The organism is Acidovorax sp. GW101-11A03, from assembly GCF_059424825.1.
Map to the genome: position 1 here is coordinate 1 of NZ_JBWKZU010000055.1, position 24,923 is coordinate 24,923.

23 protein-coding genes are annotated in these 24,923 nt (G+C 63.5%); 5 read left to right on the forward strand and 18 right to left on the reverse strand.

The window, feature by feature from the left end; all coding sequences use genetic code 11:
• The 4 genes from AC07Z7_RS19550 to AC07Z7_RS19565 form a co-directional block, all read left to right on the forward strand.
• On the forward strand, positions 1-919 hold a 919-nt coding region (locus AC07Z7_RS19550; RefSeq protein WP_494767362.1), incomplete at its 5' end, for an FtsX-like permease family protein.
• Between the two features lie 271 nt (positions 920-1,190).
• The gene (locus tag AC07Z7_RS19555) at positions 1,191-1,562 is read left to right on the forward strand and encodes a hypothetical protein (RefSeq protein WP_494767363.1); all 372 of its coding nucleotides are present in this window, start codon (positions 1,191-1,193) and stop codon (positions 1,560-1,562) included.
• A gap of 42 nt (positions 1,563-1,604) precedes the next feature.
• Entirely contained in the window at positions 1,605-2,663 is a 1,059-nt protein-coding gene (locus AC07Z7_RS19560; RefSeq protein ID WP_494767364.1) for a PLP-dependent cysteine synthase family protein, read from the forward strand.
• Between the two features lie 62 nt (positions 2,664-2,725).
• Complete coding sequence (locus tag AC07Z7_RS19565) at positions 2,726-3,847, forward strand: lipocalin-like domain-containing protein (protein ID WP_494767365.1); 1,122 nt, start codon at positions 2,726-2,728, stop codon at positions 3,845-3,847.
• Between the two features lie 63 nt (positions 3,848-3,910).
• Here the strand turns inward: AC07Z7_RS19565 and AC07Z7_RS19570 are convergent, their stop codons facing one another.
• From AC07Z7_RS19570 to AC07Z7_RS19590, 5 genes are all read right to left on the reverse strand, one after another.
• Positions 3,911-4,912, reverse strand: coding sequence for a branched-chain amino acid ABC transporter permease (locus AC07Z7_RS19570; protein ID WP_094285693.1), 1,002 nt, complete (start codon positions 4,910-4,912; stop codon positions 3,911-3,913).
• 12 nt (positions 4,913-4,924) lie between these two features.
• Positions 4,925-5,809 (reverse strand): branched-chain amino acid ABC transporter permease, encoded by an 885-nt coding sequence (locus AC07Z7_RS19575; RefSeq protein WP_252657860.1) that lies wholly within the window; start codon positions 5,807-5,809, stop codon positions 4,925-4,927.
• 101 nt (positions 5,810-5,910) lie between these two features.
• The gene (locus AC07Z7_RS19580) at positions 5,911-7,104 is read right to left on the reverse strand and encodes an ABC transporter substrate-binding protein (protein ID WP_094285689.1); all 1,194 of its coding nucleotides are present in this window, start codon (positions 7,102-7,104) and stop codon (positions 5,911-5,913) included.
• A gap of 60 nt (positions 7,105-7,164) precedes the next feature.
• A complete protein-coding gene (locus AC07Z7_RS19585) occupies positions 7,165-7,878 on the reverse strand; it encodes an ABC transporter ATP-binding protein (protein WP_094285687.1) in 714 nt (237 codons plus the stop codon).
• A complete protein-coding gene (locus AC07Z7_RS19590; RefSeq protein ID WP_494767366.1) occupies positions 7,878-8,648 on the reverse strand; it encodes an ABC transporter ATP-binding protein in 771 nt (256 codons plus the stop codon). Before AC07Z7_RS19590 ends, AC07Z7_RS19585 begins: the two co-directional genes overlap by 1 nt.
• Positions 8,649-8,994: 346 nt before the next feature.
• Between AC07Z7_RS19590 and AC07Z7_RS19595 the strand changes: the two genes are divergently transcribed.
• The gene (locus AC07Z7_RS19595) at positions 8,995-10,851 is read left to right on the forward strand and encodes an ABC transporter transmembrane domain-containing protein (RefSeq protein ID WP_494767367.1); all 1,857 of its coding nucleotides are present in this window, start codon (positions 8,995-8,997) and stop codon (positions 10,849-10,851) included.
• A 138-nt stretch (positions 10,852-10,989) separates the two neighbouring features.
• On the opposite strand, the gene AC07Z7_RS19600 is transcribed toward AC07Z7_RS19595, so the two are convergent.
• The 13 genes from AC07Z7_RS19600 to AC07Z7_RS19660 all read right to left on the reverse strand — a co-directional run bounded on the left by AC07Z7_RS19600 (position 10,990) and on the right by AC07Z7_RS19660 (position 24,906).
• On the reverse strand, positions 10,990-11,481 hold the full coding sequence (locus tag AC07Z7_RS19600) for a DUF1178 family protein (RefSeq protein ID WP_094285683.1): 492 nt from the start codon (positions 11,479-11,481) through the stop codon (positions 10,990-10,992).
• Positions 11,482-11,529: 48 nt separating this feature from the next.
• Positions 11,530-11,838, reverse strand: a complete 309-nt coding sequence (locus AC07Z7_RS19605; protein ID WP_494767368.1) for a DUF2818 family protein — start codon at positions 11,836-11,838, stop codon at positions 11,530-11,532.
• A gap of 88 nt (positions 11,839-11,926) precedes the next feature.
• Complete coding sequence (nuoN, locus tag AC07Z7_RS19610; RefSeq protein WP_252657855.1) at positions 11,927-13,420, reverse strand: NADH-quinone oxidoreductase subunit NuoN; 1,494 nt, start codon at positions 13,418-13,420, stop codon at positions 11,927-11,929.
• A gap of 24 nt (positions 13,421-13,444) precedes the next feature.
• On the reverse strand, positions 13,445-14,920 hold the full coding sequence (locus tag AC07Z7_RS19615) for an NADH-quinone oxidoreductase subunit M (protein ID WP_252657854.1): 1,476 nt from the start codon (positions 14,918-14,920) through the stop codon (positions 13,445-13,447).
• Between the two features lie 12 nt (positions 14,921-14,932).
• A complete protein-coding gene (gene nuoL, locus AC07Z7_RS19620) occupies positions 14,933-16,981 on the reverse strand; it encodes an NADH-quinone oxidoreductase subunit L (RefSeq protein ID WP_494767369.1) in 2,049 nt (682 codons plus the stop codon).
• Between the two features lie 31 nt (positions 16,982-17,012).
• Positions 17,013-17,321 carry an NADH-quinone oxidoreductase subunit NuoK gene (gene nuoK, locus AC07Z7_RS19625; RefSeq protein ID WP_005793248.1) on the reverse strand — a complete coding sequence of 103 codons (309 nt, stop codon included), beginning with the start codon at positions 17,319-17,321 and terminating at the stop codon, positions 17,013-17,015.
• A complete protein-coding gene (locus tag AC07Z7_RS19630) occupies positions 17,318-17,986 on the reverse strand; it encodes an NADH-quinone oxidoreductase subunit J (protein ID WP_094285671.1) in 669 nt (222 codons plus the stop codon). Before AC07Z7_RS19630 ends, nuoK begins: the two co-directional genes overlap by 4 nt.
• A gap of 50 nt (positions 17,987-18,036) precedes the next feature.
• Positions 18,037-18,549: an NADH-quinone oxidoreductase subunit NuoI gene (gene nuoI, locus AC07Z7_RS19635; RefSeq protein WP_494767370.1), complete on the reverse strand. Its 513-nt coding sequence runs from the start codon at positions 18,547-18,549 to the stop codon at positions 18,037-18,039.
• Positions 18,550-18,564: 15 nt separating this feature from the next.
• Positions 18,565-19,647, reverse strand: a complete 1,083-nt coding sequence (nuoH, locus tag AC07Z7_RS19640; RefSeq protein ID WP_063461095.1) for an NADH-quinone oxidoreductase subunit NuoH — start codon at positions 19,645-19,647, stop codon at positions 18,565-18,567.
• Positions 19,644-21,776, reverse strand: coding sequence for an NADH-quinone oxidoreductase subunit NuoG (gene nuoG / locus AC07Z7_RS19645; RefSeq protein ID WP_494767371.1), 2,133 nt, complete (start codon positions 21,774-21,776; stop codon positions 19,644-19,646). Before nuoG ends, nuoH begins: the two co-directional genes overlap by 4 nt.
• A 15-nt stretch (positions 21,777-21,791) precedes the next feature.
• Entirely contained in the window at positions 21,792-23,150 is a 1,359-nt protein-coding gene (gene nuoF / locus AC07Z7_RS19650; protein ID WP_108616570.1) for an NADH-quinone oxidoreductase subunit NuoF, read from the reverse strand.
• On the reverse strand, positions 23,147-23,656 hold the full coding sequence (gene nuoE, locus AC07Z7_RS19655; protein ID WP_094285665.1) for an NADH-quinone oxidoreductase subunit NuoE: 510 nt from the start codon (positions 23,654-23,656) through the stop codon (positions 23,147-23,149). The genes nuoF and nuoE overlap by 4 nt, the downstream gene beginning before the upstream one ends.
• A complete protein-coding gene (locus AC07Z7_RS19660) occupies positions 23,653-24,906 on the reverse strand; it encodes an NADH-quinone oxidoreductase subunit D (RefSeq protein ID WP_063461099.1) in 1,254 nt (417 codons plus the stop codon). The genes nuoE and AC07Z7_RS19660 overlap by 4 nt, the downstream gene beginning before the upstream one ends.
• Positions 24,907-24,923 lie beyond the last annotated feature (17 nt).

Below are 24,923 nucleotides of genomic sequence, written 5' to 3' on the forward strand. Positions count from 1 at the left end.
GCTCTCGCCCACCCTGCCCGCCCTGGCCGTGCTGAGCCGCCCGCTGGGCGACAACCCCGCCCAAAGCCTGCCCCTGGTGGGCGAGCCCTTACCCGTGCCTGCAGGTCGCACCGGCGTCTACATCAGCGAAGCGGTGGTGGACTTGTATGGCGTGCGCCCCGGCATGGAATGGCCCGCACTTTCAGAGTCTTTTAGGCCGTTTGCGCGCGATGGACATGCCAAAGCAGCTATCTTTTTCATAGCAGGCGTATGGCGCGACTACGCCCGTCAGTCCGGCGCCGTGGCCCTGGACCGCGCCGCCTGGCTGCGCCTGACCGGCGACGCCCGCACCAGCGACCTGGCCCTATGGCCCCGCGAAGGCACCGACACCGCCGCCCTGCAGGCCGCCATCCACAATTTGGCTGCCACCCACACAGGCCACACGGCGGGCGCGGGCGACAACAGCGAAACCCTGGTCGAATTCGCCTCCTCCGGCGCCATCCGCGACCGCTCGCTGCGCATCTTCGACCGCAGCTTCGCCGTCACCTACTGGCTCCAGGCCGTGGCCATCGCCATCGGCCTGTTCGGCGTGGCCGCCAGCTTCAGCGCCCAGGTGCTGGCCCGCCGCAAGGAGTTCGGCCTGCTCGCCCACCTGGGCCTCACGCGGCGGCAGATCCTGACCGTGGTGGCGGGCGAAGGCGCTGCGTGGACGGCCGTGGGCGCGGCGGCAGGCGTTCTGCTGGGGCTGGCCGTGTCGGTGGTGCTGGTGCACGTGGTCAACCCGCAGAGTTTTCACTGGACGATGGATCTGGCGGTGCCGGGGGGGAGGTTGCTGGGGTTGTGTGCTGCGGTGGTGGTGTCGGGCACGGCCACCGCGTGGCTGGCGGGGCGGGCGGCGGCTGGGAGGGATGCGGTGATGGCGGTGAAGGAGGATTGGTGAAGAAAGAACGGGCGCGAAGCGGCTTTTACGCTCTTCCCCTTCACTCATCCTGTGTGATTGATGGTTGATGCTCCAACGCCGTCAATGCAATACAGACAGGATGTGTCTGGCGTGGGAGTGATCACCAGCCCACTCACAGGCGCTTGAATGTGAACTGGAAACAATAAACTCGACAACCCTGGAGTCGCGACATTCGCGTCAACAAATTCATCGACACGGTGCGAACCTCGCAGCCAGGGATCTAGACACGGTCCGAGTTACATCCATTGCAATGAAGTCACCTTTTTCACTGTCAGAGAAAATATTTGCCTGCGCCGTCGCGGCTTTTTTTCTGCTTGCGGCAGTGTGGGGCACCTGGCTGGAACCCGACGCCAACCCCATTCCTGGCTTTCGAGCCGTATCCAAGAATCTATGGGGTGCGTGGCCGGGCGCTGCTTTAGGCGCTTACATCGCTTTCATCGTTTCTTTTTCTCGCAAGCCCTCGGCCCCATCGCTTTTCTTCCTCGCGGGATTCACAGCCTGTGCATTCCTTGGCTTGGCTGCTTTCGTATCTTCCGGCACATCTCTAGGTTTCGCTTTTTTATCGAGCATGCTCTACAGGAAGGCCGAAAAACATTGTGAGAAGCCGTATTCAACGTCCTGACCACTCAAAGCCCTCCAGTCGAGCTAACGCGCAAAATTCCCCATGACCCTGCCTTCCTCCCCCTGGCTCCACGAAGCCATCGCCCGCATCGAAGCCGACTACCAGCGCAGCGCCGACACGCACCTGATCCCGCTGCGGCTGCCCGCCTTTGCCGCGCATGGCATTGACCTGTACCTCAAGGACGAATCCACCCACCCCACGGGCAGCCTGAAGCACCGGCTGGCGCGGTCGCTGTTTTTGTATGCGCTGTGCAATGGCTGGGTGCATGCGGGCTCGACCATCGTTGAATCCTCCAGCGGTTCCACGGCGGTGAGCGAGGCCTACTTTGCCCGCCTGCTGGGGTTGCCGTTTGTGGCGGTGATGCCGCGCAGCACCTCGCCGGAGAAGGTGGCGCAGATCGAGTTCCATGGCGGGCGTTGCCACTTTGTGGACAGCGCGGGTGCGGTGTATGACGCGGCCCGGGCGATTGCCGAGGAGACCGGCGGCCACTACATGGACCAGTTCACCTATGCCGAGCGCGCGACCGACTGGCGCGGCAACAACAACATTGCCGAGAGCATGTTCACGCAGATGGCGCGCGAGCCGCACCCGGTGCCGCGCTGGATCGTGGTGGGTGCGGGCACGGGCGGCACCAGCGCCACCATTGGCCGGTATGTGCGCTACCAGCGCCATGCCACGCAGGTGTGTGTGGCCGACCCGGCAGGGTCGGTGTTCAGCGCCTACCACCGCACGGGCGATGCACAGCTTACGGCGCCGGGATCGCGCATCGAAGGCATTGGACGGCCACGTGTGGAGCCGAGCTTTATCCGCACGCTGGTGGACCGCATGGTGGATGTGGCGGACTGCGAATCCATCGCGGCCATGCGCGCGCTGTCGCAGTTGCTGGGGCGGCGCGTAGGCCCGTCTACAGGCACCAACTTTGTGGCCATGCTCACGCTGGCCAGCGAGATGCGCGAGCGGGGCGAGCGCGGCTCCATCCTGTCGCTGCTGTGTGATGCGGGCGAACGGTATCTGCCCACGTACTTCGACACCGAGTGGGTGGACCGCACGTTTGGCGATTGCTCGGCCGCGCAGCAGAAGGTGGATGCGTTGATGGGCTGAGCGCCCTGCCCCGTCCCGCAGTTCCATTCCGTAACTCCATCCCGTACCCCGATCCCCACACCATGCACAGCTCCACCCGCCGCCAGTGGCTGATGGGGGCCAGCCTGCAGGCAGCCGGGCTGGGCGCGCTGCTCTGGCCGGGGGCGGCGCAGGCGCTGCCCGCGCGCACGCTGGCCTTTCCGCGCGACCACGGCAGCCACCCGGAGCTGCGCACCGAGTGGTGGTACATCACCGGCCATGTGCAGGCGCAGGGCCAGCCGTGGGGGTTTCAGCTCACGTTTTTCCGGTCGCGGGTGGATGCCACGCAGGGCCTGCAGTCGGCGTTTGCGGCCAAGCAGCTGTTGTTTGCACATGCAGCCATCACTGACGTGAAAGGGCTGCGCCTGCGGCATGACCAGCGCATTGCGCGCGCAGGTTTTGGTGTGGCGCAGGCCAGCGAAGCGGACACGCGCATCCGGCTGCAGGACTGGACGCTGGAGCGCAGTGATGTGCCGAGCAGCACGGCCGCCGATGGCCCGCGCAGCCGCTACACCACACGCATCACCGGCAGCGAGCTGGGGCTGGAGTTGCAGTTCGACAGCACGCAGCCGGTGCTGCTGCAGGGCCAGAAAGGCCTGTCACGCAAGGGGCCGGATGCGGCGCAGGCGAGCTACTACTACAGCCAGCCGCAGCTGGCCGTGAGCGGACACCTGACATTGGCGGGCCGCCGCATGGCGGTGGAGCCGGGCACCGGCCGCGCGTGGATGGACCACGAGTGGAGCGAGGCGCTGATGCACCCCGAGGCCCAGGGCTGGGACTGGATTGGCATGAACCTGGCCGATGGCAGTGCATTGACGGCCTTCCGCCTGCGGCGCGCGGATGGCTCGGCACTGTGGGCCGGAGGGTCGTGGCGGGCCCCCGGGCAGCCTGCGCAGGTGTTTGGCGCGCAGGCCGTGGTGTTCACCCCGCTGCGCACCTGGGCCAGCCCGCACAGCGGCGCGCGCTACCCGGTGCAGTGGCGGGTGTTGACGCCGGTGGGGCAGTTCGAGGTGCGCGCGCTGCTGGATAACCAGGAGCTGGACAGCAGCGGGTCCAGCGGCGCGATTTATTGGGAGGGACTGTCCGACCTGCTGGACGGCAGCGGGCAGCCCGTGGGCCGGGGGTACCTGGAGATGACCGGATATGCAAAACCGCTGCGCTTGTGAGGGCGGCAGCGGCTTTTTGAGCAGCATCCAGGTAGCAGTCCGCCGTTGCGGGCAATGACGGGGTCAGTGCTTGGCTGTGTTGCCCGCGCGCCGTTGTGCCAGCCAGGCAATGATCTCGCCCATGATGCCCCGGCGGAAGGCCAGCACACAGATCACGAAGATCAAGCCGGTGACCATGGTGACGGATTCGCCCAGGGTCTTGAACCATTCCACGCTGGTCAGGGCAGCCAGCAGGTTGCCGAACTCGCCGATCTTGTTCTCCAGCAGCACCACCACGGCCGAGCCGATGAGCGGGCCCGACAGCGTGCCCAGGCCGCCCACCAGCGTCATCAAAATGACCTGGCCTGAGGCCGTCCAGTGCACGTCCGACAGCGTGGCAAAGCCCAGCACCAGGGTCTTGAGCGAGCCTGCCAGGCCCGCCAGCGCAGCCGACAGCACAAAGGCCAGCAGCTTGAAGCGGTGCGTGTCGTAGCCCAGCGAGATGGCACGCGGTTCGTTCTCTTTGATGCCCTTGAGCACCTGGCCGAATGGCGAGTGGATGGTCCGCACGATGAGCAGGAAGGCCGCCACTACGATGACCAGGGCCACGTAGTACATGACCAGATCGCTCTTGAGGTCGATCACGCCGAACAGCTTGCCACGCGGCACGCCCTGCAGGCCGTCTTCACCGCCGGTGAAGGGTGCCTGCAGGCAGGCAAAGAACAGCATCTGCGCCAGCGCCAGCGTGATCATGGAGAAGTAGATGCCCTGGCGGCGGATGGCCAGCCAGCCAAAGAGCAGGCCCAGCAGCGCGCCCCCTGCCGTGCCCAGGAGCAGGCCCACTTCAGGCGTGAGACCCCAGACCTTGATGGCGTGGCCGGTGACATACGCCGCGCCCCCCAGGAAGGCGGCATGGCCAAACGACAGCAGCCCCGTGAAGCCCAGCAGCAAATTGAAGGCCGAAGCAAACAGTGCAAAGCACATGAGCTTCATCACGAAAACAGGGTAGGCACCGAGGAAGGGTGCAACAACCAGGCCCAGCAGCAGCAGGCCGTATCCGATGGGGGCAATGTTCTTGAAGTTCATGCTGGCTGCCCCTTATTTCTCTTTGCCGAACAGGCCGGCGGGGCGGATGAGGAGAACGATGACCATGATGACAAACACCACGGTGGACGACGCTTCGGGGTAGAACACCTTGGTGAAGCCTTCAATGACGCCCAGGCCCAGCCCGGTGAGGATGGAGCCCATGATGGAGCCCATGCCGCCAATCACCACCACCGCAAACACCACGATGATGAGGTTCTGGCCCATGAGCGGCGTGACCTGGTACACAGGCGCAGCGAGCACACCGGCAAACGCGGCCAGTGCGGCGCCAAAGGCGTAGGTCAGCGTCACCATCACCGGCACGTTGATGCCGAAGGCCTCGACCAGGCGCGGGTTTTCGGTACCGGCGCGCAGGTAGGCACCGAGCTTGGTTTTTTCGATCACATACCAGGTGGCCAGGCACACGACCACCGATGCCACCACGACCCAGGCGCGGTAGTTGGGCATGATCATGAAGCCGAGGTTGGTGGCGCCTTCGAGCAGCTCGGGCGTGTCGTAGCCCAGGCCCGATACGCCGTAGATCGAGCGGAACACGCCTTCGATGAGCAGCGTGAGGCCCAGCGTGAGCAGCAGGCCGTACAGGTGGTCGAGCTTGTAGATCCAGCGCAGCAGCAGGCGCTCGACCAGGACCCCGAACAGGCCCACCACCAGCGGTGCCAGCACCAGCATCAACCAGTAGTTGATGCCGAGGTAGTTCATGGCCATCCAGGTGATCAGGGCGCCGGTCATGAACAGCGCACCATGCGCAAAGTTGATGACGTTGAGCAGGCCGAAGATCACGGCCAGCCCGAGGCTGAGGATTGCGTAGAACGATCCGTTGACCAGCCCCAGAAGGAGCTGGCTCAACAGGCCGGGCAATGAGACACCAAAGATTTCCATGGGAGGCAGCAGCAGGTGGAGGGGTTCAGGTCAGAGGGCGCCCGCAGGCCAGGCCCCGCCGGCAGCGGCGGGGTCGGGCGCGGGGGCTTCCTCTCAGGGGGTTACTTCCAGAGCGCGCACTTGCTCTCGGCCTTGGTGGTGAACACCTGGTCACCGGGCAGCTTCTTGATGAGCTTGTAGTAGTCCCAGGGCTTGGTGGATTCCGAAGGCTTCTTCACTTCCATCAGGTACATGTCGTGCACGTAGCGGCCGTCAGGACGCAGCTGGCCCGAGCCGAAGAAGTCGTTCATCTTCATGCCGCGCCAGGTGGCCATCACCTTGTCGGCATCGACCGACTTGGCGGCTTCCACGGCCTTGAGGTAGTTCATGGTGGCAGAGTAGTCGGCCGCCTGGATTTCGGTAGGCATGCGCTTGGTCTTCTCGAAGAAGCGGGCCGAGAACTTGCGCGTCTCGTCGTTCAGGTCCCAGTACCAGCTGGTGGTGAACTGCAGGCCTTCGGTGTTGCGCAGGCCCAGGCTGTGCACGTCAGAGATGAAGATCAGCAGACCGGCGAGCTTCATGCTCTTGCCGATGCCGAACTCCTTGGCGGCCTTGATGGCATTGATGGTGTCGCCACCGGCATTGGCCAGGCCCAGGATCTGGGCCTTGGAGTTTTGCGCCTGCAGCAGGAAGGACGAGAAGTCCGACGCGTTGAGCGGGTGGCGCACGGCGCCCACCACGGTACCGCCCTTGGCCTTGACCACGGTGCTGGTGTCAGCCTCCAGCGCGTGGCCGAAAGCGTAGTCTGCCGTGAGGAAGTACCAGCTCTTGCCGCCCGTGTCGATGATCGCAGAGCCCGTGCCCTTGGCCAGGGCGACCGTGTCATACGCGTAGTGCACCGTGTAGGGGGTGCACTGGTCGTTGGTCAGTGCCGAGCTGGCAGCGCCGTTGTTGATGTAGACACGCTTTTTCTCTGCAGCCACCTTGGCCGTGGCCAGCGCCGTGCCGGAGTTGGTGCCGCCAAAGACCATGGTCAGGCCCTGGGTGTCGATCCACTCGCGGGCCTTGGAGGCAGCGATGTCGGCCTTGTTCTGGTGATCAGCCGTGAGCAGCTCGATGGGCATGCCCAGCACCTTGCCGCCGAAGTCGTCGATGGCCATCTGGATGGCCACGGCACCGTTCTTGCCCTCCAGGTCGGCGTACAGGCTGGACATGTCGGTGATGAAGCCGATCTTGACCTTGTCCTGTGCCTGGGCCGTAGAGGCCAGGCCTGCAGCGGCCAGCATCAAGGCCAGCAGTGTGAGTTGTTTCTTCATGGATTTGTCTCCTGTGGGTGTGGTGGTTGAAGAAAGCGAAAAATGGGGAGCGGTCTGCACTCAGACGCCCAACAATTCGTTGAGCACGGGCATCTTGGCGTCGAGTTCGGACGCGCCGAACTTCTCGACGATGCGGCCATGCTCCATCACGTAGAAGCGGTCGGCCAGCGGCGCGGCAAAGCGGAAGTTCTGCTCGACCATGACCACCGTGTAGCCCTTTTCGCGCAGCATCTTGATCATGCGGGCCAGGGCCTGCACGATGACGGGTGCGAGGCCTTCGGAGATTTCATCGAGCAGCAGCAGGTTGGCGCCCGTGCGCAGGATGCGGGCCACGGCCAGCATCTGCTGCTCGCCACCCGACAGGCGCGTGCCCTGGCTGTTCTTGCGCTCGGCCAGGTTGGGGAACATGGCGTAGATCTCTTGCACCGACATGCCGGGTGTGCCGGTCTTGAGCGCGGGCGGCAGCAGCAGGTTCTCTTCGCACGACAGGCTGGAGAAGATGCCACGCTCTTCCGGGCAGTAGCCCACGCCCAGGTGCGCAATGCGGTGCGTGGGCATGTTCACGGTTTCCACGCCGTTGATCTTGACCGAGCCCTTGCGCGCGCCGGTCAGGCCCATGATGGCGCGCATGGTGGTGGTGCGGCCCGCACCGTTGCGGCCCAGCAGCGTGACCACCTCGCCGGGCTGCACGACGATGTCCACGCCGTGCAGCACATGCGATTCTCCGTACCAGGCTTCGAGGTTCTTGATTTCGAGTGCGGGAACGCCAGCCATCAGTGCGCTCCCTGCAGTTGGCCGTCAGTCGTGCCCATGTAGGCTTCCATCACTTGGGGGTTGTTCGAAACTTCTTCGTAGGGCCCTTCAGCCAGCACGGCACCGCGCTGCAGCACCGTGATGCGGTCAGCGATAGTGGAGACGACCTTCATGTTGTGCTCCACCATCAGGATGGTGCGGCCGGCAGAGACCTTCTTGATGAGCTGGGTGACGCGGTCCACGTCCTCGTGGCCCATGCCCTGCGTGGGCTCGTCGAGCAGCATCAACTCGGGCTCCATTGACAGGGTGGTGGCGATCTCCAGCGCGCGCTTGCGGCCATAGGGCAGGTTCACGGTGACCTCGTCGGCCAGGTCTTCCAGGCCCACCTCGGTCAGCAGTTGCATGGCACGGTCGTCCAGCTGGCTCAGGGTGCGTTCGCTGCGCCAGAAATGGAACGACGTGCCCAGCTTGCGCTGCAGGCCCAGGCGCACGTTCTCGATCAGCGTGAGGTGCGGGAACACCGCCGAGATCTGGAACGAGCGGATCACACCACGCCGGGCAATCTGCGCAGGCTGCTCGCGTGTGATGTCGTGCCCGTTGAAGCGGATCACGCCCGAGGTAGGCTCCAGGAACTTGGTCAGCAGGTTGAAGCAGGTGGTCTTGCCTGCGCCATTGGGGCCGATCAGCGCATGGATGGAACCACGGCGCACTGCCAGGTTCACATCGCTCACGGCAGTGAAGCCCTTGAACTCTTTGGTCAGGCTTCTGGTTTCAAGAATGACGTCGCTCATTGCGCCTTGGCCGCTCCGTAGGGTGCTGAGGAATGGAGCCTTGCTGCAAGGTCTCCGTGTGTGGGTCTCGGCGCATCGTATGTCTCTCTACCCTGCGGTAGATACTGGGACTAATGCCTATGTATAAATGCCTACGTACCCACCGCCCGCTGCGCAGGCACGCCGTCGGCTGCGGGCTCACAGCGCAGGCCAGTGCTCAATCCTGCCACTCGCGTGGCCTGCACGCTGCCCCGGCACGGGTGCTCGCGGTGCGCGCGCATCACTGACTTTTTGCTGACACCGCCCCGCAGCACCCACTGGCCTGCGCTCCGCGCACGCCGTCATGGGCCGGGCCTACACTGCCACCATGGCATCCATCCCCTCCTCCCACCCGGCACGCGGGGCTCCGCGCTCGTTGACCGGCCTGTTCCCCTTTCTGCGGCCCTACCGCATCCACATCCTGCTGTCGGGTGTCTTTCTGGTGCTGGCTGCGCTGGCCACGCTGGCGTTTCCGATGGCGCTGCGCGGCCTGATCGATGGGGGCCTGGTGGGTGGTTCAGCCAGCGACAAGGGCGCGCAGGCCATGGCGCTGCGGGGCCACTTCGAGGCCTTGTTCGCTGTCGCGGTGGCGCTGGGGGTGTTCTCTGCCGCGCGCTTTTACATGGTGAGCTGGCTGGGCGAACGGGTGACCGCCGACCTGCGCAATGCGGTCTACGGCCATGTGCTGCGGCAAAGCCCGCAGTTTTTTGAAACCACACAGACCGGGGAGGTGTTGTCCCGCCTCACCGCCGACACCACCCTGGTGCAGACCGTGGTCGGCTCGTCGTTGTCGATGGGGCTGCGCAACGCGGTGATGGGCATTGGCGCGCTGGCCATGCTGGTGTGGACCAACCCTTACGTGATGTCGGTGGTGCTGCTGGCCGTTGTGCTGGTAGTGCTGCCGACGATGTGGATCGGGCGGCGCGTGCGGCGGCTGTCGCGGGACAGCCAGGACCGGGTGGCCGACTCCAGCGCCATTGCCGCCGAGGTGCTGAACGCCGTGCCGGTGGTGCAAAGCCATGCGGCCGAGCCGCGCGAGACGGCCCGGTTCATGCGCGCCACCGAAAACGCCTTCCAGGCGGCCATCCAGCGCACCCGCGCGCGGGCAGTGCTGGTCGCCTTCATCATCATCGCCAATGCCGCCCTGCTGCTGTGGGGGCTGTACCGGGGCACCGAGGCGGTGCTGGCGGGCCAGATGAGTGCGGGCCACCTGGGGCAGACTGTTGTCTACGTGATCCTGCTGGCGGGGGCCGTGGCCGTGCTGGGCGAGGTGTATGGGGACCTGCTGCGCGCTGCGGGCGCCACCGAGCGGCTGATGGAGCTGCTGGCAAGCCGCTCCCCCGTGGCAGACCCTGCCGCGCCCCGAGACCTCCCCACCTCCGGCCAGGGCCTGGAGGTGCAGTTTGACAACGTGTGGTTCCACTACCCCTCGCGGCCTGAGCAGGCCGCTCTGCAGGGCTTTTCGCTGCACCTGGCGCCCGGGGAAACCGTGGCCCTGGTCGGCGCGAGCGGTGCGGGCAAGACCACGGTGCTGCAGCTGCTGCAACGCTTCTACGACGTGGACGTGGATGCCCAGAGCAACATCCCTGGCGCGCCGGGCACATCGGCGCCCCGGCAAGGGCGCATTCTGCTCAACGGGGTGGACATTCGCGACATGGCGCTGGGCACCCTACGGGCCCACACGGGCACGGTGCCGCAGGACGCAGTGATCTTCTCGGCCTCGGCCCTGGAGAACATCCGCTATGGGCGCCCCGAGGCCACGGACGACGAGGTGGTGGCCGCCGCCCGCGCCGCCTTTGCCCATGACTTCCTCATGGCGCTGCCCGAGGGCTATGCCACCTTTCTCGGTGAGCGCGGCGTGCGGCTGTCGGGCGGGCAGCGCCAGCGCATCGCGATTGCACGGGCCATGCTCAAGAACCCGCCCCTGCTGCTGCTCGACGAAGCCACCAGCGCACTCGACGCCGAGAGCGAGCGCATGGTGCAGGCCGCGCTGGACACTGCCATGCAGCGCCACACCGGCCGCCGGACCACGCTGGTCATTGCACACCGGCTTGCCACCGTGCAAAACGCCGACCGCATCGTGGTACTGGACCACGGGCGCATCGTGGAACAAGGCACCCACACCAGCCTGCTAGCGCAAGGGGGTGTCTATGCCCGGCTGGCTGCGCTGCAATTCGCGGCATGAGGCGGGCAGGTGCAGTCAGGCGTGGATACAGAATTGAAAACTATCAAAATGATAGCTATCAACATATACTGGTCGCGCGGCAACGGGCTAAATAGTCAAAAATTCAGCCCCTCCTATCCCCACCCAGGGCAGAAAAGCCTATTGCAGGGTTTCCTTGGCGGCCACTGGCAGGGGCAGGGGCATGACAGCAATGCCCTCTTCCAGCAGCTGCACCGCCTCGTCGGGCGTGGCCTGGCCCCGGATGGCACGCTCTTCCACCTCGCCATGGTGCATGCGCCGGGCCTCCTGGGCAAAACGCTCACCCACATCCTCGGTGCTGGCCACCACTTTGCGGGCCAGCGCCAGCCAGGCGGCCTGCAAGGCGGGGGGCAGCATCGCTGCCTCTGAAGAGTTTGGGCCATGCGTGCCCGCCGTGGCGGTGGGGTGCGCTGGCGCGGCGGCCTCGGCAGCCGCAGGCGCGCGGGCGCCCAGATTCAGGCGCGGGGCACTGAGCCGCTTTTCAATGTGATCGTCGCCGCACAGGGGGCATTGCACCAGGGCACGCTGCTTTTGGCTCTGGAAGTCGTCCTCGGAGCCAAACCAGCCCTCAAAGACATGGCCTTGCCGACATTGGAGGTCGAGCACCTTCATGGCAACACTCGTGGGCGACGCAATCGTGGGTGAACAGTCTCGGCCAGATCAGCTGTGGTGGCGCCGCAGCAGATACCGGTAGACAAAACCAGGAAAGGCAAAGGTCAGGAACATGGTGCCGGTGATGGCGTAGAACTCCCAGCCCTGGGGCGCGATCTGGCCCGCACGGCGCTCCAGCATCAGCGCCAGCGCCCCCACCACAAAGTAGAGCACTACCAGCTCCAGCAGCCGTCCCACCAAGGGCTTGGCGGGGGTTGCCACCGGCCCGGCCACCAGCCAGCGCTGGTTGACAAAAGGCAGGTTGGCGGCCACGAAGGCCGCCACGATGATGAGCCAGACGGATCCGGTGAGCGACACGGAAAAACGAGCCCTGGCCGGTCAGCGACCGGCGAAGAAATCAGAGGCAGCGCGCCGCTGCGTCATCAGCATGTGGACCCGCTGCGGATCAGGTCGCCAGCGCACGCACCACGGCGTCCGCACACAGGGCCATCAGGCCACCGGGCAGCAGGCCCAAGCCCAGCACCAGGGCACCGTTGATGGTCAGCACCACGCGCACATCTGCTGGGGCAGACACGTTGGTGGCCGTCAGCGGCGCATCGAAATACATGACCTTGACCACGCGCAGGTAGTAGAAGGCGCCGATCAGCGACATGATGACGGCGAACACTGCCATCGCAATGTACAGACCCTGGCCCGAGGCGACCAGCGCCTGCAGCACCGACAGCTTGGCGTAGAAACCCACCATGGGCGGGATGCCGGCCATGGAGAACAGGCACACCGCCATCACACCCGCGTACAGCGGGCTGCGCTGGTTCAGGCCCGCGAAATCGGAGATCTCTTCGCTCTCGAAGCCTTCACGCGCCAGCAGCAGGATCACGCCAAACGCGGCCAGCGTGGTCAGCACATAGGTCACCACGTAGAACATGGACGCGCTGTAGGCGTTTTCGACCGCCGTGGCATCCACGTTGCCGTTGATGACGCCGGACATCAGGCCCAGCAACACAAAACCCATTTGCGAAATGGTCGAGTACGCCAGCATGCGCTTGAGGTTGGTCTGCGCAATGGCGGCCAGGTTACCCACCAGCAGCGAGCCAATGGCCAGCACCGCCAGCATCTGTTGCCAGTCGATCGCCAGGGGCAGCAGGCCATCCACCAGCAGGCGGATGGTGATGGCAAAGGCTGCGAGCTTGGGCGCGCCGCCGATCATCAGCGTGATGGCCGTGGGAGCGCCCTGGTATACGTCGGGGATCCACATGTGGAAAGGCACCACACCCAGCTTGAAGGCCAGGCCCGCCACCACAAACACGAGGCCGAACACCAGCACTTGGTGCTTGATCTGGCCGGAGTTGACGGCCTTGAACACCTGGCCGATGTCGAGCGAACCCGTGGCACCGTAGACCATGGACAGGCCGTACAGCAGGAAACCGCTGGCCATGGCGCCAAGCACGAAGTACTTCATCGCGGCTTCAGTGGCCGTGGCATTGTCGCGGCGCAGAGCCACCAGGGCGTAGCTGGACAGGGTGAGCAGTTCCAGGCCCAGGTAGATCACCAGGAAGTTGTTGCCGGAGATCATGATGAACATGCCCAGCAAGGCAAACATCGACAGCGTGAACATTTCGCCGCCGCGCATCATGTCGCGGTCGGCCGCGTAGGGGCGGCTGTAGACCAGCGTGACCATCATGGCCACAGTGGCGAAGCACTTGAGCCAGTTGCCCATGGCGTCGCTCACCACCATGTTGCCAAAGCCATAGAAGGTGTTGCCGCTGCTGGCATACATGGCCTGCAGGGCCGCCACCACGGCCAGCGTGAGCATGGTCAGCACATAGGTGCCGGTGCGGCGGGCGCTGTGGACCCCCAGATCGACCAGCGCAATGACGCAGGCCATGGTCAACAGCACGATTTCGGGGTAAATCGCGAGCCAGCTGATGTTGTCAATCATCTCGAATCTCTCAGTTCAGTCTGGTCAGTTCAGCTTGGTCAGTGCGACATGCTTGAGCAATTCCGCGACCGAGGTGTCCATCACGTCCGTAAAGGGGCGTGGATAGAGGCCCATGGCCAGCACGGCAATCGCCAGCAGCGACATCACCAGGAACTCGCGGCTATTGATGTCGGTGAGTTCCTTGACGTGGTCGTTGGCCACGGGGCCCAGGTACACGCGCTTGAACATCCACAGGGTGTAGGCCGCACCGAAGATCAGCGCCGTGGCCGACGCCAGGCCGATCCAGAAGTTGGCCTTGGTCGCACCCAGGATCACCATCCACTCGCCCACGAAGCCCGCGGTGCCCGGCAGGCCGCAGTTGGCCATGGCGAACAGCAGCGCAAACGCCGTGAAGTTGGGCATGGTGTTGACCACACCGCCGTAGGCCGCGATCTCACGCGAGTGCACGCGGTCGTAGAGCACGCCGATGGACAGGAACATCGCGCCCGACACAAAACCGTGGGCAATCATCTGCACCAGGCCGCCAGACACACCCAGATCGTTGAAGATGAAGAAGCCCAGGGTCACAAAACCCATGTGGGCCACGGACGAGTAGGCCACCAGCTTCTTCATGTCCTTCTGGACCATGGCCACCAAGCCCACATAGATCACGGCGATCAGCGACAGCGCGATCATCAGCCAGGCCCATTCGCGCGACGCATCGGGGGCGATGGGCATGGAGAAACGCAGAAAACCGTAGGCACCCAGCTTGAGCATGATGGCCGCCAGCACGGCGGAACCACCAGTAGGCGCTTCCACGTGCACGTCGGGCAGCCAGGTGTGCACCGGCCACATGGGCACCTTCACGGCAAACGCAGCGAAGAACGCGAAGAACAGCATGGTCTGCGCGCGGCGGCTCAGGGGCAGCTGGTGCCAGGTGGCGATGTCGAAGCTACCGCCCGACTGGTTGTACAGGTAGATCAGCGCGATCAGCATCAGCAGCGAGCCGAGCAGCGTGTACAGGAAGAACTTGAACGCCGCGTAGATCTTGTTGGGGCCGCCCCAGATGCCGATGATCAGGTACATCGGGATCAGCGTGGCTTCGAAGAATACGTAGAACAGGATGCCGTCGAGCGCGCTGAACACGCCGATCATCAGACCCGACAGGATCAGGAACGCCCCCATGTACTGGTTGACGCGCTCGGTGATGGCCTCCCACGAGGCGATCACCACGATTACCGTGATGAAGGCGGTGAGCGGTACGAACCAGAACGAGATGCCGTCCACGCCCAGGTGGTAGTGCACATTGAAGCGCTCAATCCACGAGGCCTTCTCGACAAACTGCATCGCTGCAGTGCCGAGCTTGAAGCCGTCGTACAAAGGCAGCGTGACCAGGAAACCCAGCAGCGCCCCCAGCAAGGCCAACCAGCGCACGGCGCGTGCGTGCTCATCCCGCCCAATGGCAAGCAGCAGCACACCGAAGGCAATCGGTGTCCAGATTGCAAGACTCAACAGACCCATTTGTTGTTTTCCTTATTTGATGAGCTGCAGGAACGTGTCGCCCCAGACGAACCAGGTCATCAGAGCGAAGACACCCAGAATCATCACCAGCGCGTAGTGGAAGATGAAGCCAGACTGCACCCAGCGCACGACGCCAGCCACACCCCGCACGACCTTCCAGGAGCCGTTCACCAGGGCACCATCGATCACTGCCTGATCACCACCCTTCCACAGCCCCACGCCCAACAGGCGGGCGCCACGGGCCAGGATGTTTTCGTTGATCCAGTCCATGCCGTACTTGTTTTCAAGCAGCTGGTAGACCTTGATCGACTCGAAGAAACGCTTGAGGGCCGCAGGCAGCGCCGGATTGACCATGTACATGTAGTACGAAGCAGCCACACCCGCCAGCGCCAGCCAGAACGGGGCCGTCTGCAGGCCGTGCACCGCCATGGCCACGGGGCCGTGGAAGATTTCTGCGAGCTTCGCCATCGCGGGGTGCTTAGCCGCGTCCACAAAGATCACATCCTTGAAGAAATCGCCAAACAGCATGGGCTGGATGAACATGAAGCCCACCACCACCGAGGGAATGGCCAGCAGGATCAACGGCACGGTCACCACCCAGGGCGACTCATGCGGCTCGTGGTGGTGGTCATCGTGGCCGTGGCCATGGTGGTCGTCGTGGTGCGCGTCGGGGTTCTGGTCGTAGCGCTCCTTGCCATGGAAGACCAGGAAGTACATGCGGAACGAATAGAACGCCGTGATGAACACGCCTGCCAGCACGGCAAAGTGCGCGAAACCAGCGCCAGGCAACTGGCTGAAATGGACCGCCTCAATGATGCTGTCCTTGGAGTAGAAACCCGCGAACAAAGGCGTACCGATCAGCGCCAGCGAGCCCAGCAGCGAGGTGATCCAGGTGATGGGCATGTACTTGCGCACGCCGCCCATCCAGCGGATGTCCTGGTTGTGGTGCATGCCCATGATGACCGAGCCGGCACCCAGGAACAGCAGGGCCTTGAAGAACGCATGGGTCATCAGGTGGAACACGGCCACCGAATAGGCCGAAGCGCCCAGCGCCACGGTCATGTATCCCAGCTGCGACAGCGTGGAGTAGGCCACCACACGCTTGATGTCGTTCTGGATGATGCCCAGGAAGCCCATGAACAGCGCCGTGATGGCACCGATCCACAGGATGAAATTGAGCGCGGTGTCCGACAACTCGAACAGCGGCGACATGCGCGACACCATGAAGATGCCGGCAGTCACCATGGTGGCCGCGTGGATCAGTGCCGAGATGGGGGTCGGGCCTTCCATCGAGTCGGGCAGCCACACGTGCAGCGGGAACTGGGCGGACTTGCCCATGGCGCCGATGAACAGGCAGATGCAGATCACAGTGATCAGCAGCCAGTCGGTGCCGGGGAATGCCAGGGCACCGAGTTCGCCGGACTTGGCGAAGATTTCGCTGTAGTTCAAAGTGCCGGTGTAGGCAGCGATCAGGCCAATGCCCAGGATGAAGCCGAAGTCACCCACACGGTTGACCAGGAACGCCTTCATGTTGGCGAAAATCGCCGTGGGCTTGTTGAACCAGAAGCCGATCAGCAGGTAGGACACCAGGCCCACAGCTTCCCAGCCGAAGAACAGCTGCAGCAGGTTGTTGCTCATGACCAGCATGAGCATGGAGAACGTGAACAGCGAGATGTAGGCGAAGAAACGGTTGTAGCCGTCATCCTCTTCCATGTAGCCAATGGTGTAGATGTGCACCATCAGCGACACAAAGGTCACCACCACCATCATCATGGCCGTGAGGCTGTCGATCAGGAAACCCACTTCCATCTTCAAGCCACCCACCACCATCCAGGTGTAGAGCGTCTCGTTGAAACGGGCGCCATCCACGGCCACGCTCTTGAGCGTCATGGCCGAGAGGATGAAAGCGACAAGCACGCCAAGGATCGTCAGCGTGTGGCTCAGGCGGCGACCAATCCAGTTACCACCAAAGGTTGTGCCGAAGATACCGGCCAGCAGAGCGCCCGCCAGCGGAGCCAGTGGCACGGCCAGGAGCGTTGAAGCGGAGAGGGTTTGACTCATTCTTGAGAACCTTGGGAATACGGGTGGCTCATCAGCCCTTGAGGGTGTTGAGGTCTTCCGCGTTGATGCTGGACTTGTTGCGGAACAGCAGCACCAGGATCGCGAGGCCAATGGCCGACTCTGCGGCCGCCACGGTCAGGATGAAGAACACGAACACCTGCCCGTGCATGTCGCCCAGGTAGTGCGAGAACGCCACGAAGTTCATGTTCACTGCCAGCAGCATCAACTCGATCGCCATCAGCAGCACGATCAGGTTCTTGCGGTTCAGGAAGATGCCGATCACGGCCAGCGCGAACAGCATCGCGCCCAGAGAGAGAAAGTGGCCCAAAGTCAGCGTCATGCTTTTTTCTCCTCGGCGGCGGGTTCGGCGGGCACCTCGGGCTGCGCCTTCTGGGTGGCAGCCACCTTCACGACTTCCAGGCGATCGCTGGCGCGAACCCGGATCTGCAACGAAGGATTGATGGCCTTGCTGTCCTTGCGCTGGCGCAGGGTGAGTGCAATGGCAGCGATCATGGCCACCAACAGGATCACGGCCGCGATTTCAACGGGGTACAGGTACTGGGTGTACAGAAGCTTGCCCAGTTCCTTGGTATTGGAGTACGGCACCACCTGGCCGGCCGCATCCACGACAGTGGCAACTGCCTTGGGCTCGTCCATACCGCGGAAACCACCCATCAGCACGGCGGCCATTTCCAGGGCGATCAGCGCGCCCACGAAAGCAGCGAGCGGGAAATGCTTCCAGAAGCCCTTGCGCACGGTATCGATGTGGATGTCCAACATCATCACCACGAACAGGAACAGCACCATCACGGCCCCCAGGTACACCAGCACCAGGGCGATGGCCAGGAACTCCGCCTTGAGCAGCAGCCACACAGCGGCAGCCTGCGAAAAGGCAAGGATGAGGTAGAGCACCGCATGCACGGGATTGCGCGCGGTGATCACCCGGAAGGCTGCAAACAGCAGCACCACCGAGAAGAGATAGAAGAAACCGGTCTTGGCGTCCATGAATCGGGTCTTTATAGAAAGTCTGGCAAAGAGGCCGCGCTCAGCACCGCTCAGCGGTACTTGGCATCCGCAGCCTTGGCCGCCGCGATTTCAACTTCGTACCGGTCGCCCACGGCCAGGAGCATGTCTTTCGTGAAATACAGGTCGCCACGTTTTTCGCCGTGGTACTCGAAGATGTGCGTTTCAACGATCGAATCCACCGGGCAGCTTTCTTCGCAGAAACCGCAGAAGATGCACTTGGTCAGGTCGATGTCGTAGCGTGTGGTACGGCGCGAACCATCGGCGCGCACGTCCGATTCAATCGTGATGGCCATGGCGGGGCACACGGCCTCGCACAGCTTGCAGGCAATGCAGCGCTCTTCGCCGTTGTCATAGCGGCGCAGCGCGTGCAGACCACGGAAACGGGGCGACAGGGGCGTCTTCTCTTCGGGGAACTGCACGGTCACCTTGCGGCGGAACGCGTAGCGGCCGGTCAGGGCCATGCCCTTGACCAGTTCCACGAGCATGAAGCTCTTGAAGAAGTCTTTGAACGAAAAAGGTGCAGCAGCAACAACGGCAGTCATGTGTGATGTCCCCGCTTATTTCCAGATGTTCCAGGGCGAGAGCAGCCAGCCGCCCACAAAGAGCAGGTACACCAGCGTCACCGGGATGAAGATCTTCCAGCCCAGACGCATGATCTGGTCATAACGGAAGCGTGGGAATGTGGCGCGGATCCAGATGAACATGGACACCACGAGGAAGGTCTTGAGACCCAGCCAGATCCAACCGGGAATCCAGTTGAACAACGCGCTGTCGATGGGCGACAGCCAGCCGCCCAGGAACATGAGCGCGGCCAGGATGGACACGAGCCACATGCTGGCGTATTCGGCCAGGAAGAAGATCGCGAAGCCCATACCCGAATACTCGACCATGTGGCCGGCCACGATTTCGGCTTCACCTTCGACCACGTCGAAGGGGTGGCGGTTGGTCTCGGCCACGCCGGAGATCAGGTACACCAGGAAGATGGGCAACAGGGGCAGCCAGTTCCAGGACAGGAAGGTCAGGCCCTTGTCGGCCGCCATGCCCTTGGCCTGCGACATGACGATCTCGGTCAGATTCATGCTGCCCGAGACCATGATCACCACCAGGAAGCAGAACCCCATGGCGATTTCATAGCTCACCATCTGGGCCGAAGCGCGCAGTGCGCCCAGGAAGGCGTACTTCGAGTTTGATGCCCAGCCAGCAATGATCACGCCGTACACCTCGATGGAGGTGATCGCCATCACCAGCAGCAGACCGGCGTTGACATTGGCCAGCGCCACATCGGGACCAAAGGGAATCGCCACCCAGGCGGCCAGCGCCGGCATGATGGCCATGACCGGGCCCAACACGAACAGGCCCTTGCTCGCAGCGGTCGGCTGGATGATTTCCTTGGTCAGCAGCTTCAGCGCGTCGGCAATCGGCTGCAGCAGACCCATGGGACCCACGCGGTTGGGGCCGTGGCGCACTTGCATGAAACCCAGCAGCTTGCGTTCCCACAAGGTGAGGTAGGCCACTGCACCCATCAGGGGCGCCAGGATGCAGACGATCTTGATCAGGATCCAGAGTACCGGCCAGACGATGCCGGTCCACCAGCCAAAGGAGAGCAGGTTCAGGCCCGCGTTGTAGATCGCGTCGATCATGCGGCCACTCCTTCACGTGCCATGCGCGCGTCGGCAGTAAGCTGCAGCGACGTGGAACGGCGCACCAAGCCGTCCAGTTGATAGATGGAAGCCACGACGGGTTCGCCAGCAGCGGCCGCGGTCGCAAGCGCCGCCTTCACAGCATTCGACAGCTGCGCGGCCGGTACTTGTGTGACCGTGCCCGCTGGAGCATTGGTGGCACGGGCCAGCACGTCCTGCGAGGTTTCGAAGTCGAAGCCCGGCACGCCCAGCAGATTGGCCAGCACGCGCAGGACCTTCCACGCAGGGCGGGTGTCACCCAGGGGGCGCACCACGGCATGGAAACTTTGCAGGCGGCCTTCGGCATTGACGAAGCTGCCCGAGGTTTCCGTGAACGGAGCAATTGGCAACAGAACGTCACTGAACTCCATGTTGGCCTTGAAGGGGCTCAACGTGACCACCATCTCTGCACCAGACAGGGCAGTGGCAGCCTGCGCACCCGCAGCCGAGTCATGGACTGGCTCGGTGTTCAGCAGCACTGCCGCCTTCAAACCACCGGAGAGCATTTGAGCCGCATTCAGACCGCCATTGACAGGGTGAGCGCCCGCAAACTGCGCACCCACCGTGTTGGCGGCTTCCGTGAGGTAACCCACGCTCGCGCCAGTGTTCTCACCGATCCAGTTGGCAAGCGCCAGCAGCTGGCTGGCCTGTGCATGGTGTGCAGCGGCATTGCCCAGCAGCACAGCCTTGCGCTCGCCGCCCAGCAAAGAGCGGGCGATGACTTGGGCAGCCTCGCTGGCAGCAGTCGCGCCTTGGGGCGCAGCAATGCCTTTCTCCTGGGCCACTGCGGACGCAATACCGCCCAGCGTCTGCATCCATTCCGCAGCGCCTTGCGCCACGAAGGATTGCACGGGCATGGCCCAGTCCTGGGCCACCGATGCGATGGCGCTGACCTGGCAGCCGTGGCGTGCAGCCTGGCGAATGCGCTGGGCAAACAGCGGATGGTCCTTGCGCAGATTCGAGCCCACCACCAGCACGCGTTGCAGCGTGGACAGGGAGGCGATGGACGTGCCCAGCCAGCGGATACCTTCGGGTGCAGCGAACTCGGCGTTGCGCAGGCGGTAGTCAATGTTGTCACTGCCGATGCCACGCATCAGCGCGGAGGCGAGGTACAGCTCTTCCACGGTGCTGTGCGGGCTGACCAACGCACCGATGCTGCTGGCGCCGTGGTCGTTCTTGATGTTCTTCAGACCATTGGCCACGTATTCCAGCGCGGTCTGCCAATCGACTTCCTTCCACACCCCACCCTGCTTGAGCATGGGCTGGGTCAGGCGGTCTTCACCGTTGAGCGCTTCGTAGGAGAAACGGTCGCGGTCGGCAATCCAGCACTCGTTGACAGCTTCGTTTTCCAGGGGCACCACGCGCATGACCTTGTGGTTCTTGACCTGGACAATCAGGTTGGCACCGGTCGAATCATGCGGGCTCACCGAGCGGCGGCGCGACAACTCCCAGGTGCGGGCGCTGTAGCGGAACGGCTTGCTGGTGAGGGCACCCACAGGGCAGATGTCGATCATGTTGCCCGACAGCTCGGAGTCCACCGTATCACCCGTAACCGTCGTGATCTCGGAATGCTCGCCGCGGTGGATCATGCCCAACTCCATCACGCCGGCCACTTCCTGGCCGAAACGCACGCAGCGGGTGCAGTGGATGCAGCGGCTCATTTCCTGCATGGAAATCAGCGGGCCCACATCCTTGACGGGCACCACGCGCTTTTCTTCTTCATAGCGCGAAGAAGAGCCACCGTAGCCCACAGCCAGATCCTGCAGCTGGCACTCACCGCCCTGGTCACAGATGGGGCAGTCCAGCGGGTGGTTGATCAGCAGAAACTCCATGACCGACTGCTGGGCCTTGATGGCCTTGTCGCTCTTGGTGCGCACGATCATGCCTTGCGTCACCGGCGTGGCGCAGGCGGGCATGGGCTTGGGAGCCTTTTCCACATCCACCAGGCACATGCGGCAGTTGGCGGCGATGGAAAGCTTCTTGTGGTAACAGAAATGGGGAATGTAGGTGCCAGCTTTTTCGGCAGCATGCATCACCATGCAGCCTTCAGCGACTTCTACTTTCTGCCCGTCGAGTTCGATTTCAACCATATGCGTTTCTCGCGATCAGGCGGAGGTGGAAGCCTGAGGGGTCTTCTCTTGGCGGATCAGCGCTTCGAATTCCGGACGGAAGTGCTTGATCATGGCGCGCACCGGCATGGCCGCCGCGTCACCCAGCGCACAGATGGTGCGGCCCTGGATGTTGTCCGCCACCGAATTGAGCAGGTTGAGGTCGCCTTCGCGTCCCTGGCCATGCTGGATCCGGTCGATCACGCGCCACATCCAGCCCGTGCCTTCGCGGCAGGGCGTGCACTGGCCGCAGGATTCGTGCGAGTAGAAGTACGACAGGCGCAGCAGGCTCTCGACCATGCTGCGGGAGTCGTCCATCACGATCACAGCACCCGAGCCCAGCATGGAGCCGGCCTTGGCGATGGAGTCATAGTCCATCGTGCATTCCATGATGATGGACGCGGGCAGCACGGGGGCGGACGAACCGCCAGGGATCACGGCCTTGAGCTGGCGGCCCTTGCGCACACCACCGGCCAGTTCGAGCAGCTTGGCGAACGGCGTACCCAGAGGCACTTCGTAGTTGCCAGGCTTCTCGACGTCGCCAGAGACCGAGAAAATCTTGGTGCCGCCGTTGTTGGGCTTGCCGCACTCCAGATACGCTGCGCCACCGTTGCGAATGATCCACGGCACAGCCGCGAAGGTCTCGGTGTTGTTGATCGTGGTGGGCTTGCCGTAGAGGCCGAAGCTCGCAGGGAACGGTGGTTTGAAGCGGGGCTGACCCTTCTTGCCTTCCAGCGATTCGAGCAGCGCAGTCTCTTCGCCGCAGATGTAGGCACCGAAGCCGTGCGCCGCATGGAGCTGGAAGCTGAAGTTGCTGCCCAGGATCTTGTCGCCCAGGTATCCCGCAGCGCGCGCCTCTTCCAGCGCCGCCTCGAAGCGGTCGTAGGTCTGGAAGATCTCGCCGTGGATGTAGTTGTAGCCCACGGAAATGCCCATCGCGTAGGCGGCGATGATCATGCCTTCGATGACGATGTGCGGGTTGAACTGCAGGATGTCACGGTCCTTGCACGTGCCCGGCTCACCTTCGTCGGAATTGCAGACGAGGTACTTCTGGCCAGGGAACGAGCGGGGCATGAAGCTCCACTTGAGACCGGTGGGGAAGCCCGCACCGCCGCGGCCACGCAGGCCCGATTCCTTGACGGTAGCGATGACCTGGTCCTGTGTGAGCGGCTCACCGCCGTCGGTGCCCAGGATCTTGCGCAGCGCAGCGTAGCCGCCGCGCGCTTCGTAGTCCTTGATGCTCCAGTTCGTGCCGTCCAGGCCCGCGTAAATCTGCGGGTTAATGTGGCGGTCGTGGAAGCAGGTCTGGACGCCTGTGGCCTGGAACTGCGAGAGGATCTGTGCAGCAGTGGTCATGCTTGTCCTTCCGCCGCGCGCAGGCCGTCTACCAGTTGATCGAGCTTGTCGTTGTCCATGAAGCTGCACATCGTGCGGTCATTGACGAGCATCACGGGCGCATCGGCGCAGGCGCCCAGGCACTCGCACTGCTGCAGGGTGAACAGGCCGTCAGCCGTGGTCTCGCCCATGGCCACGCCGAGCTTCTTTTCAAGGTGGTGCAGCGCCTTCTGACCGTCGCGCAACTGGCAAGGCAGGTTGGTGCAAACGTTGAGCTTGTACTTGCCCGTCGGCTGCTGGTTGTACATGTTGTAGAACGTGGTGACTTCGTGCACCGCGATCTGGGCCATGCCCAGGTAGTCGGCGATCACGGCCTCGCTCTCGGCGCTGACCCAGCCCTGCTCCTGCTGCACGATGGACAGACAGGCCATCACGGCCGACTGCGCTTGCTCGGGCGGGTACTTGGCCACTTCGCGTGCAAAGCGCGCCAGCGTCGCCTCGGTGATCTTGGTATTGCTGCTGTTCATCGGTCGATCTCCCCGAACACGATATCCATGGTGCCAATGATGGCCACGGCGTCGGCGATCATGTGGCCACGGGCCATTTCGTCCAAGGTGGCGAGATGCGCAAAACCAGGCGCACGAATCTTGAGGCGGTAAGGTTTGTTGGCGCCATCGCTGACCAGATAGATGCCAAACTCGCCCTTGGGGTGTTCCACGGCGGCATAGGCTTCGCCTTCGGGCACGTGGAAACCTTCGGTGAAGAGCTTGAAATGATGGATCAGCTCTTCCATGTTGGACTTCATGGATTCGCGCGCAGGTGCCGCCACCTTGTGGTTGTCAGTGATGACAGGGCCCGGATTGGCGCGCAACCAGTCCACGCACTGCTTGATGATGCGGTTGGACTCGCGCATCTCCTGCACACGCACCAGATAGCGGTCGTAGCAGTCGCCGGTCTTGCCCACAGGCACGTCGAAATCCACGCGGTCGTAGACATCGTAGGGCTGCGTCTTGCGCAGGTCCCAGGCAATGCCAGAGCCTCGGATCATGGGGCCGGTCATGCCCAGATTCAGTGCACGCTCGGGTGGCACCACGCCAATACCCACGGTGCGCTGCTTCCAGATGCGGTTATCGGTCAGCAGCGTCTCGTACTCGTCCACGCAGCCAGGGAAGCGTTTCGTGAAATCGTCGATGAAGTCCAGCAGCGAGCCCTGGCGGTTCTGGTTCAGCGCCTCCAATGCCTTGGCATTCTTGATCTTGCTGACCTTGTACTGCGGCATGCTGTCCGGCAGGTCGCGGTACACACCGCCCGGACGGAAGTACGCCGCGTGCATGCGCGCGCCGGAGACGGCCTCGTACATGTCGAACAGGTCTTCGCGTTCGCGGAAGGTGTAGATCAGGATGGTGGAGCTGCCGCAGTCATTGCCGTGCGAACCCAGCCACATCAGGTGGTTCAGCAGCCGCGTGATCTCGGAGAACATCACGCGGATGTACTGAGCGCGCACCGGCACTTCCAGGCCCAGCAGCTTTTCGATGGCCAGGCAGTAAGCGTGCTCGTTGGACATCATGGACACGTAGTCCAGGCGGTCCATGTAGGGCAGCGACTGGATGTAGGTCTTGTGCTCGGCCAGTTTTTCGGTGGCACGGTGTAGCAGGCCAATGTGCGGGTCGGCACGCTGCACGACTTCGCCGTCCAGTTCCAGCACCAGGCGCAACACACCGTGCGCAGCCGGATGCTGTGGACCAAAGTTCAGGGAATAGTTCTTGATTTCAGCCATGATGGTTCACATGGGGC

What these genes read in the sequence shown, in the direction of transcription:
- AC07Z7_RS19555 (WP_494767363.1), top strand. Translation starts at nt 1,191, where the DNA reads ATGAAGTCACCTTTTTCACTGTCAGAGAAAATATTTGCCTGCGCCGTC.
- AC07Z7_RS19560 (WP_494767364.1), top strand. Translation starts at nt 1,605, where the DNA reads ATGACCCTGCCTTCCTCCCCCTGGCTCCACGAAGCCATCGCCCGCATC.
- AC07Z7_RS19565 (WP_494767365.1), top strand. Translation starts at nt 2,726, where the DNA reads ATGCACAGCTCCACCCGCCGCCAGTGGCTGATGGGGGCCAGCCTGCAG.
- AC07Z7_RS19570 (WP_094285693.1), bottom strand. Translation starts at nt 4,912, where the DNA reads ATGAACTTCAAGAACATTGCCCCCATCGGATACGGCCTGCTGCTGCTG.
- AC07Z7_RS19575 (WP_252657860.1), bottom strand. Translation starts at nt 5,809, where the DNA reads ATGGAAATCTTTGGTGTCTCATTGCCCGGCCTGTTGAGCCAGCTCCTT.
- AC07Z7_RS19580 (WP_094285689.1), bottom strand. Translation starts at nt 7,104, where the DNA reads ATGAAGAAACAACTCACACTGCTGGCCTTGATGCTGGCCGCTGCAGGC.
- AC07Z7_RS19585 (WP_094285687.1), bottom strand. Translation starts at nt 7,878, where the DNA reads ATGGCTGGCGTTCCCGCACTCGAAATCAAGAACCTCGAAGCCTGGTAC.
- AC07Z7_RS19590 (WP_494767366.1), bottom strand. Translation starts at nt 8,648, where the DNA reads ATGAGCGACGTCATTCTTGAAACCAGAAGCCTGACCAAAGAGTTCAAG.
- AC07Z7_RS19595 (WP_494767367.1), top strand. Translation starts at nt 8,995, where the DNA reads ATGGCATCCATCCCCTCCTCCCACCCGGCACGCGGGGCTCCGCGCTCG.
- AC07Z7_RS19600 (WP_094285683.1), bottom strand. Translation starts at nt 11,481, where the DNA reads ATGAAGGTGCTCGACCTCCAATGTCGGCAAGGCCATGTCTTTGAGGGC.
- nuoN (WP_252657855.1), bottom strand. Translation starts at nt 13,420, where the DNA reads ATGATTGACAACATCAGCTGGCTCGCGATTTACCCCGAAATCGTGCTG.
- AC07Z7_RS19615 (WP_252657854.1), bottom strand. Translation starts at nt 14,920, where the DNA reads ATGGGTCTGTTGAGTCTTGCAATCTGGACACCGATTGCCTTCGGTGTG.
- nuoL (WP_494767369.1), bottom strand. Translation starts at nt 16,981, where the DNA reads ATGAGTCAAACCCTCTCCGCTTCAACGCTCCTGGCCGTGCCACTGGCT.
- nuoK (WP_005793248.1), bottom strand. Translation starts at nt 17,321, where the DNA reads ATGACGCTGACTTTGGGCCACTTTCTCTCTCTGGGCGCGATGCTGTTC.
- AC07Z7_RS19630 (WP_094285671.1), bottom strand. Translation starts at nt 17,986, where the DNA reads ATGGACGCCAAGACCGGTTTCTTCTATCTCTTCTCGGTGGTGCTGCTG.
- nuoI (WP_494767370.1), bottom strand. Translation starts at nt 18,549, where the DNA reads ATGACTGCCGTTGTTGCTGCTGCACCTTTTTCGTTCAAAGACTTCTTC.
- nuoH (WP_063461095.1), bottom strand. Translation starts at nt 19,647, where the DNA reads ATGATCGACGCGATCTACAACGCGGGCCTGAACCTGCTCTCCTTTGGC.
- nuoG (WP_494767371.1), bottom strand. Translation starts at nt 21,776, where the DNA reads ATGGTTGAAATCGAACTCGACGGGCAGAAAGTAGAAGTCGCTGAAGGC.
- nuoF (WP_108616570.1), bottom strand. Translation starts at nt 23,150, where the DNA reads ATGACCACTGCTGCACAGATCCTCTCGCAGTTCCAGGCCACAGGCGTC.
- nuoE (WP_094285665.1), bottom strand. Translation starts at nt 23,656, where the DNA reads ATGAACAGCAGCAATACCAAGATCACCGAGGCGACGCTGGCGCGCTTT.
- AC07Z7_RS19660 (WP_063461099.1), bottom strand. Translation starts at nt 24,906, where the DNA reads ATGGCTGAAATCAAGAACTATTCCCTGAACTTTGGTCCACAGCATCCG.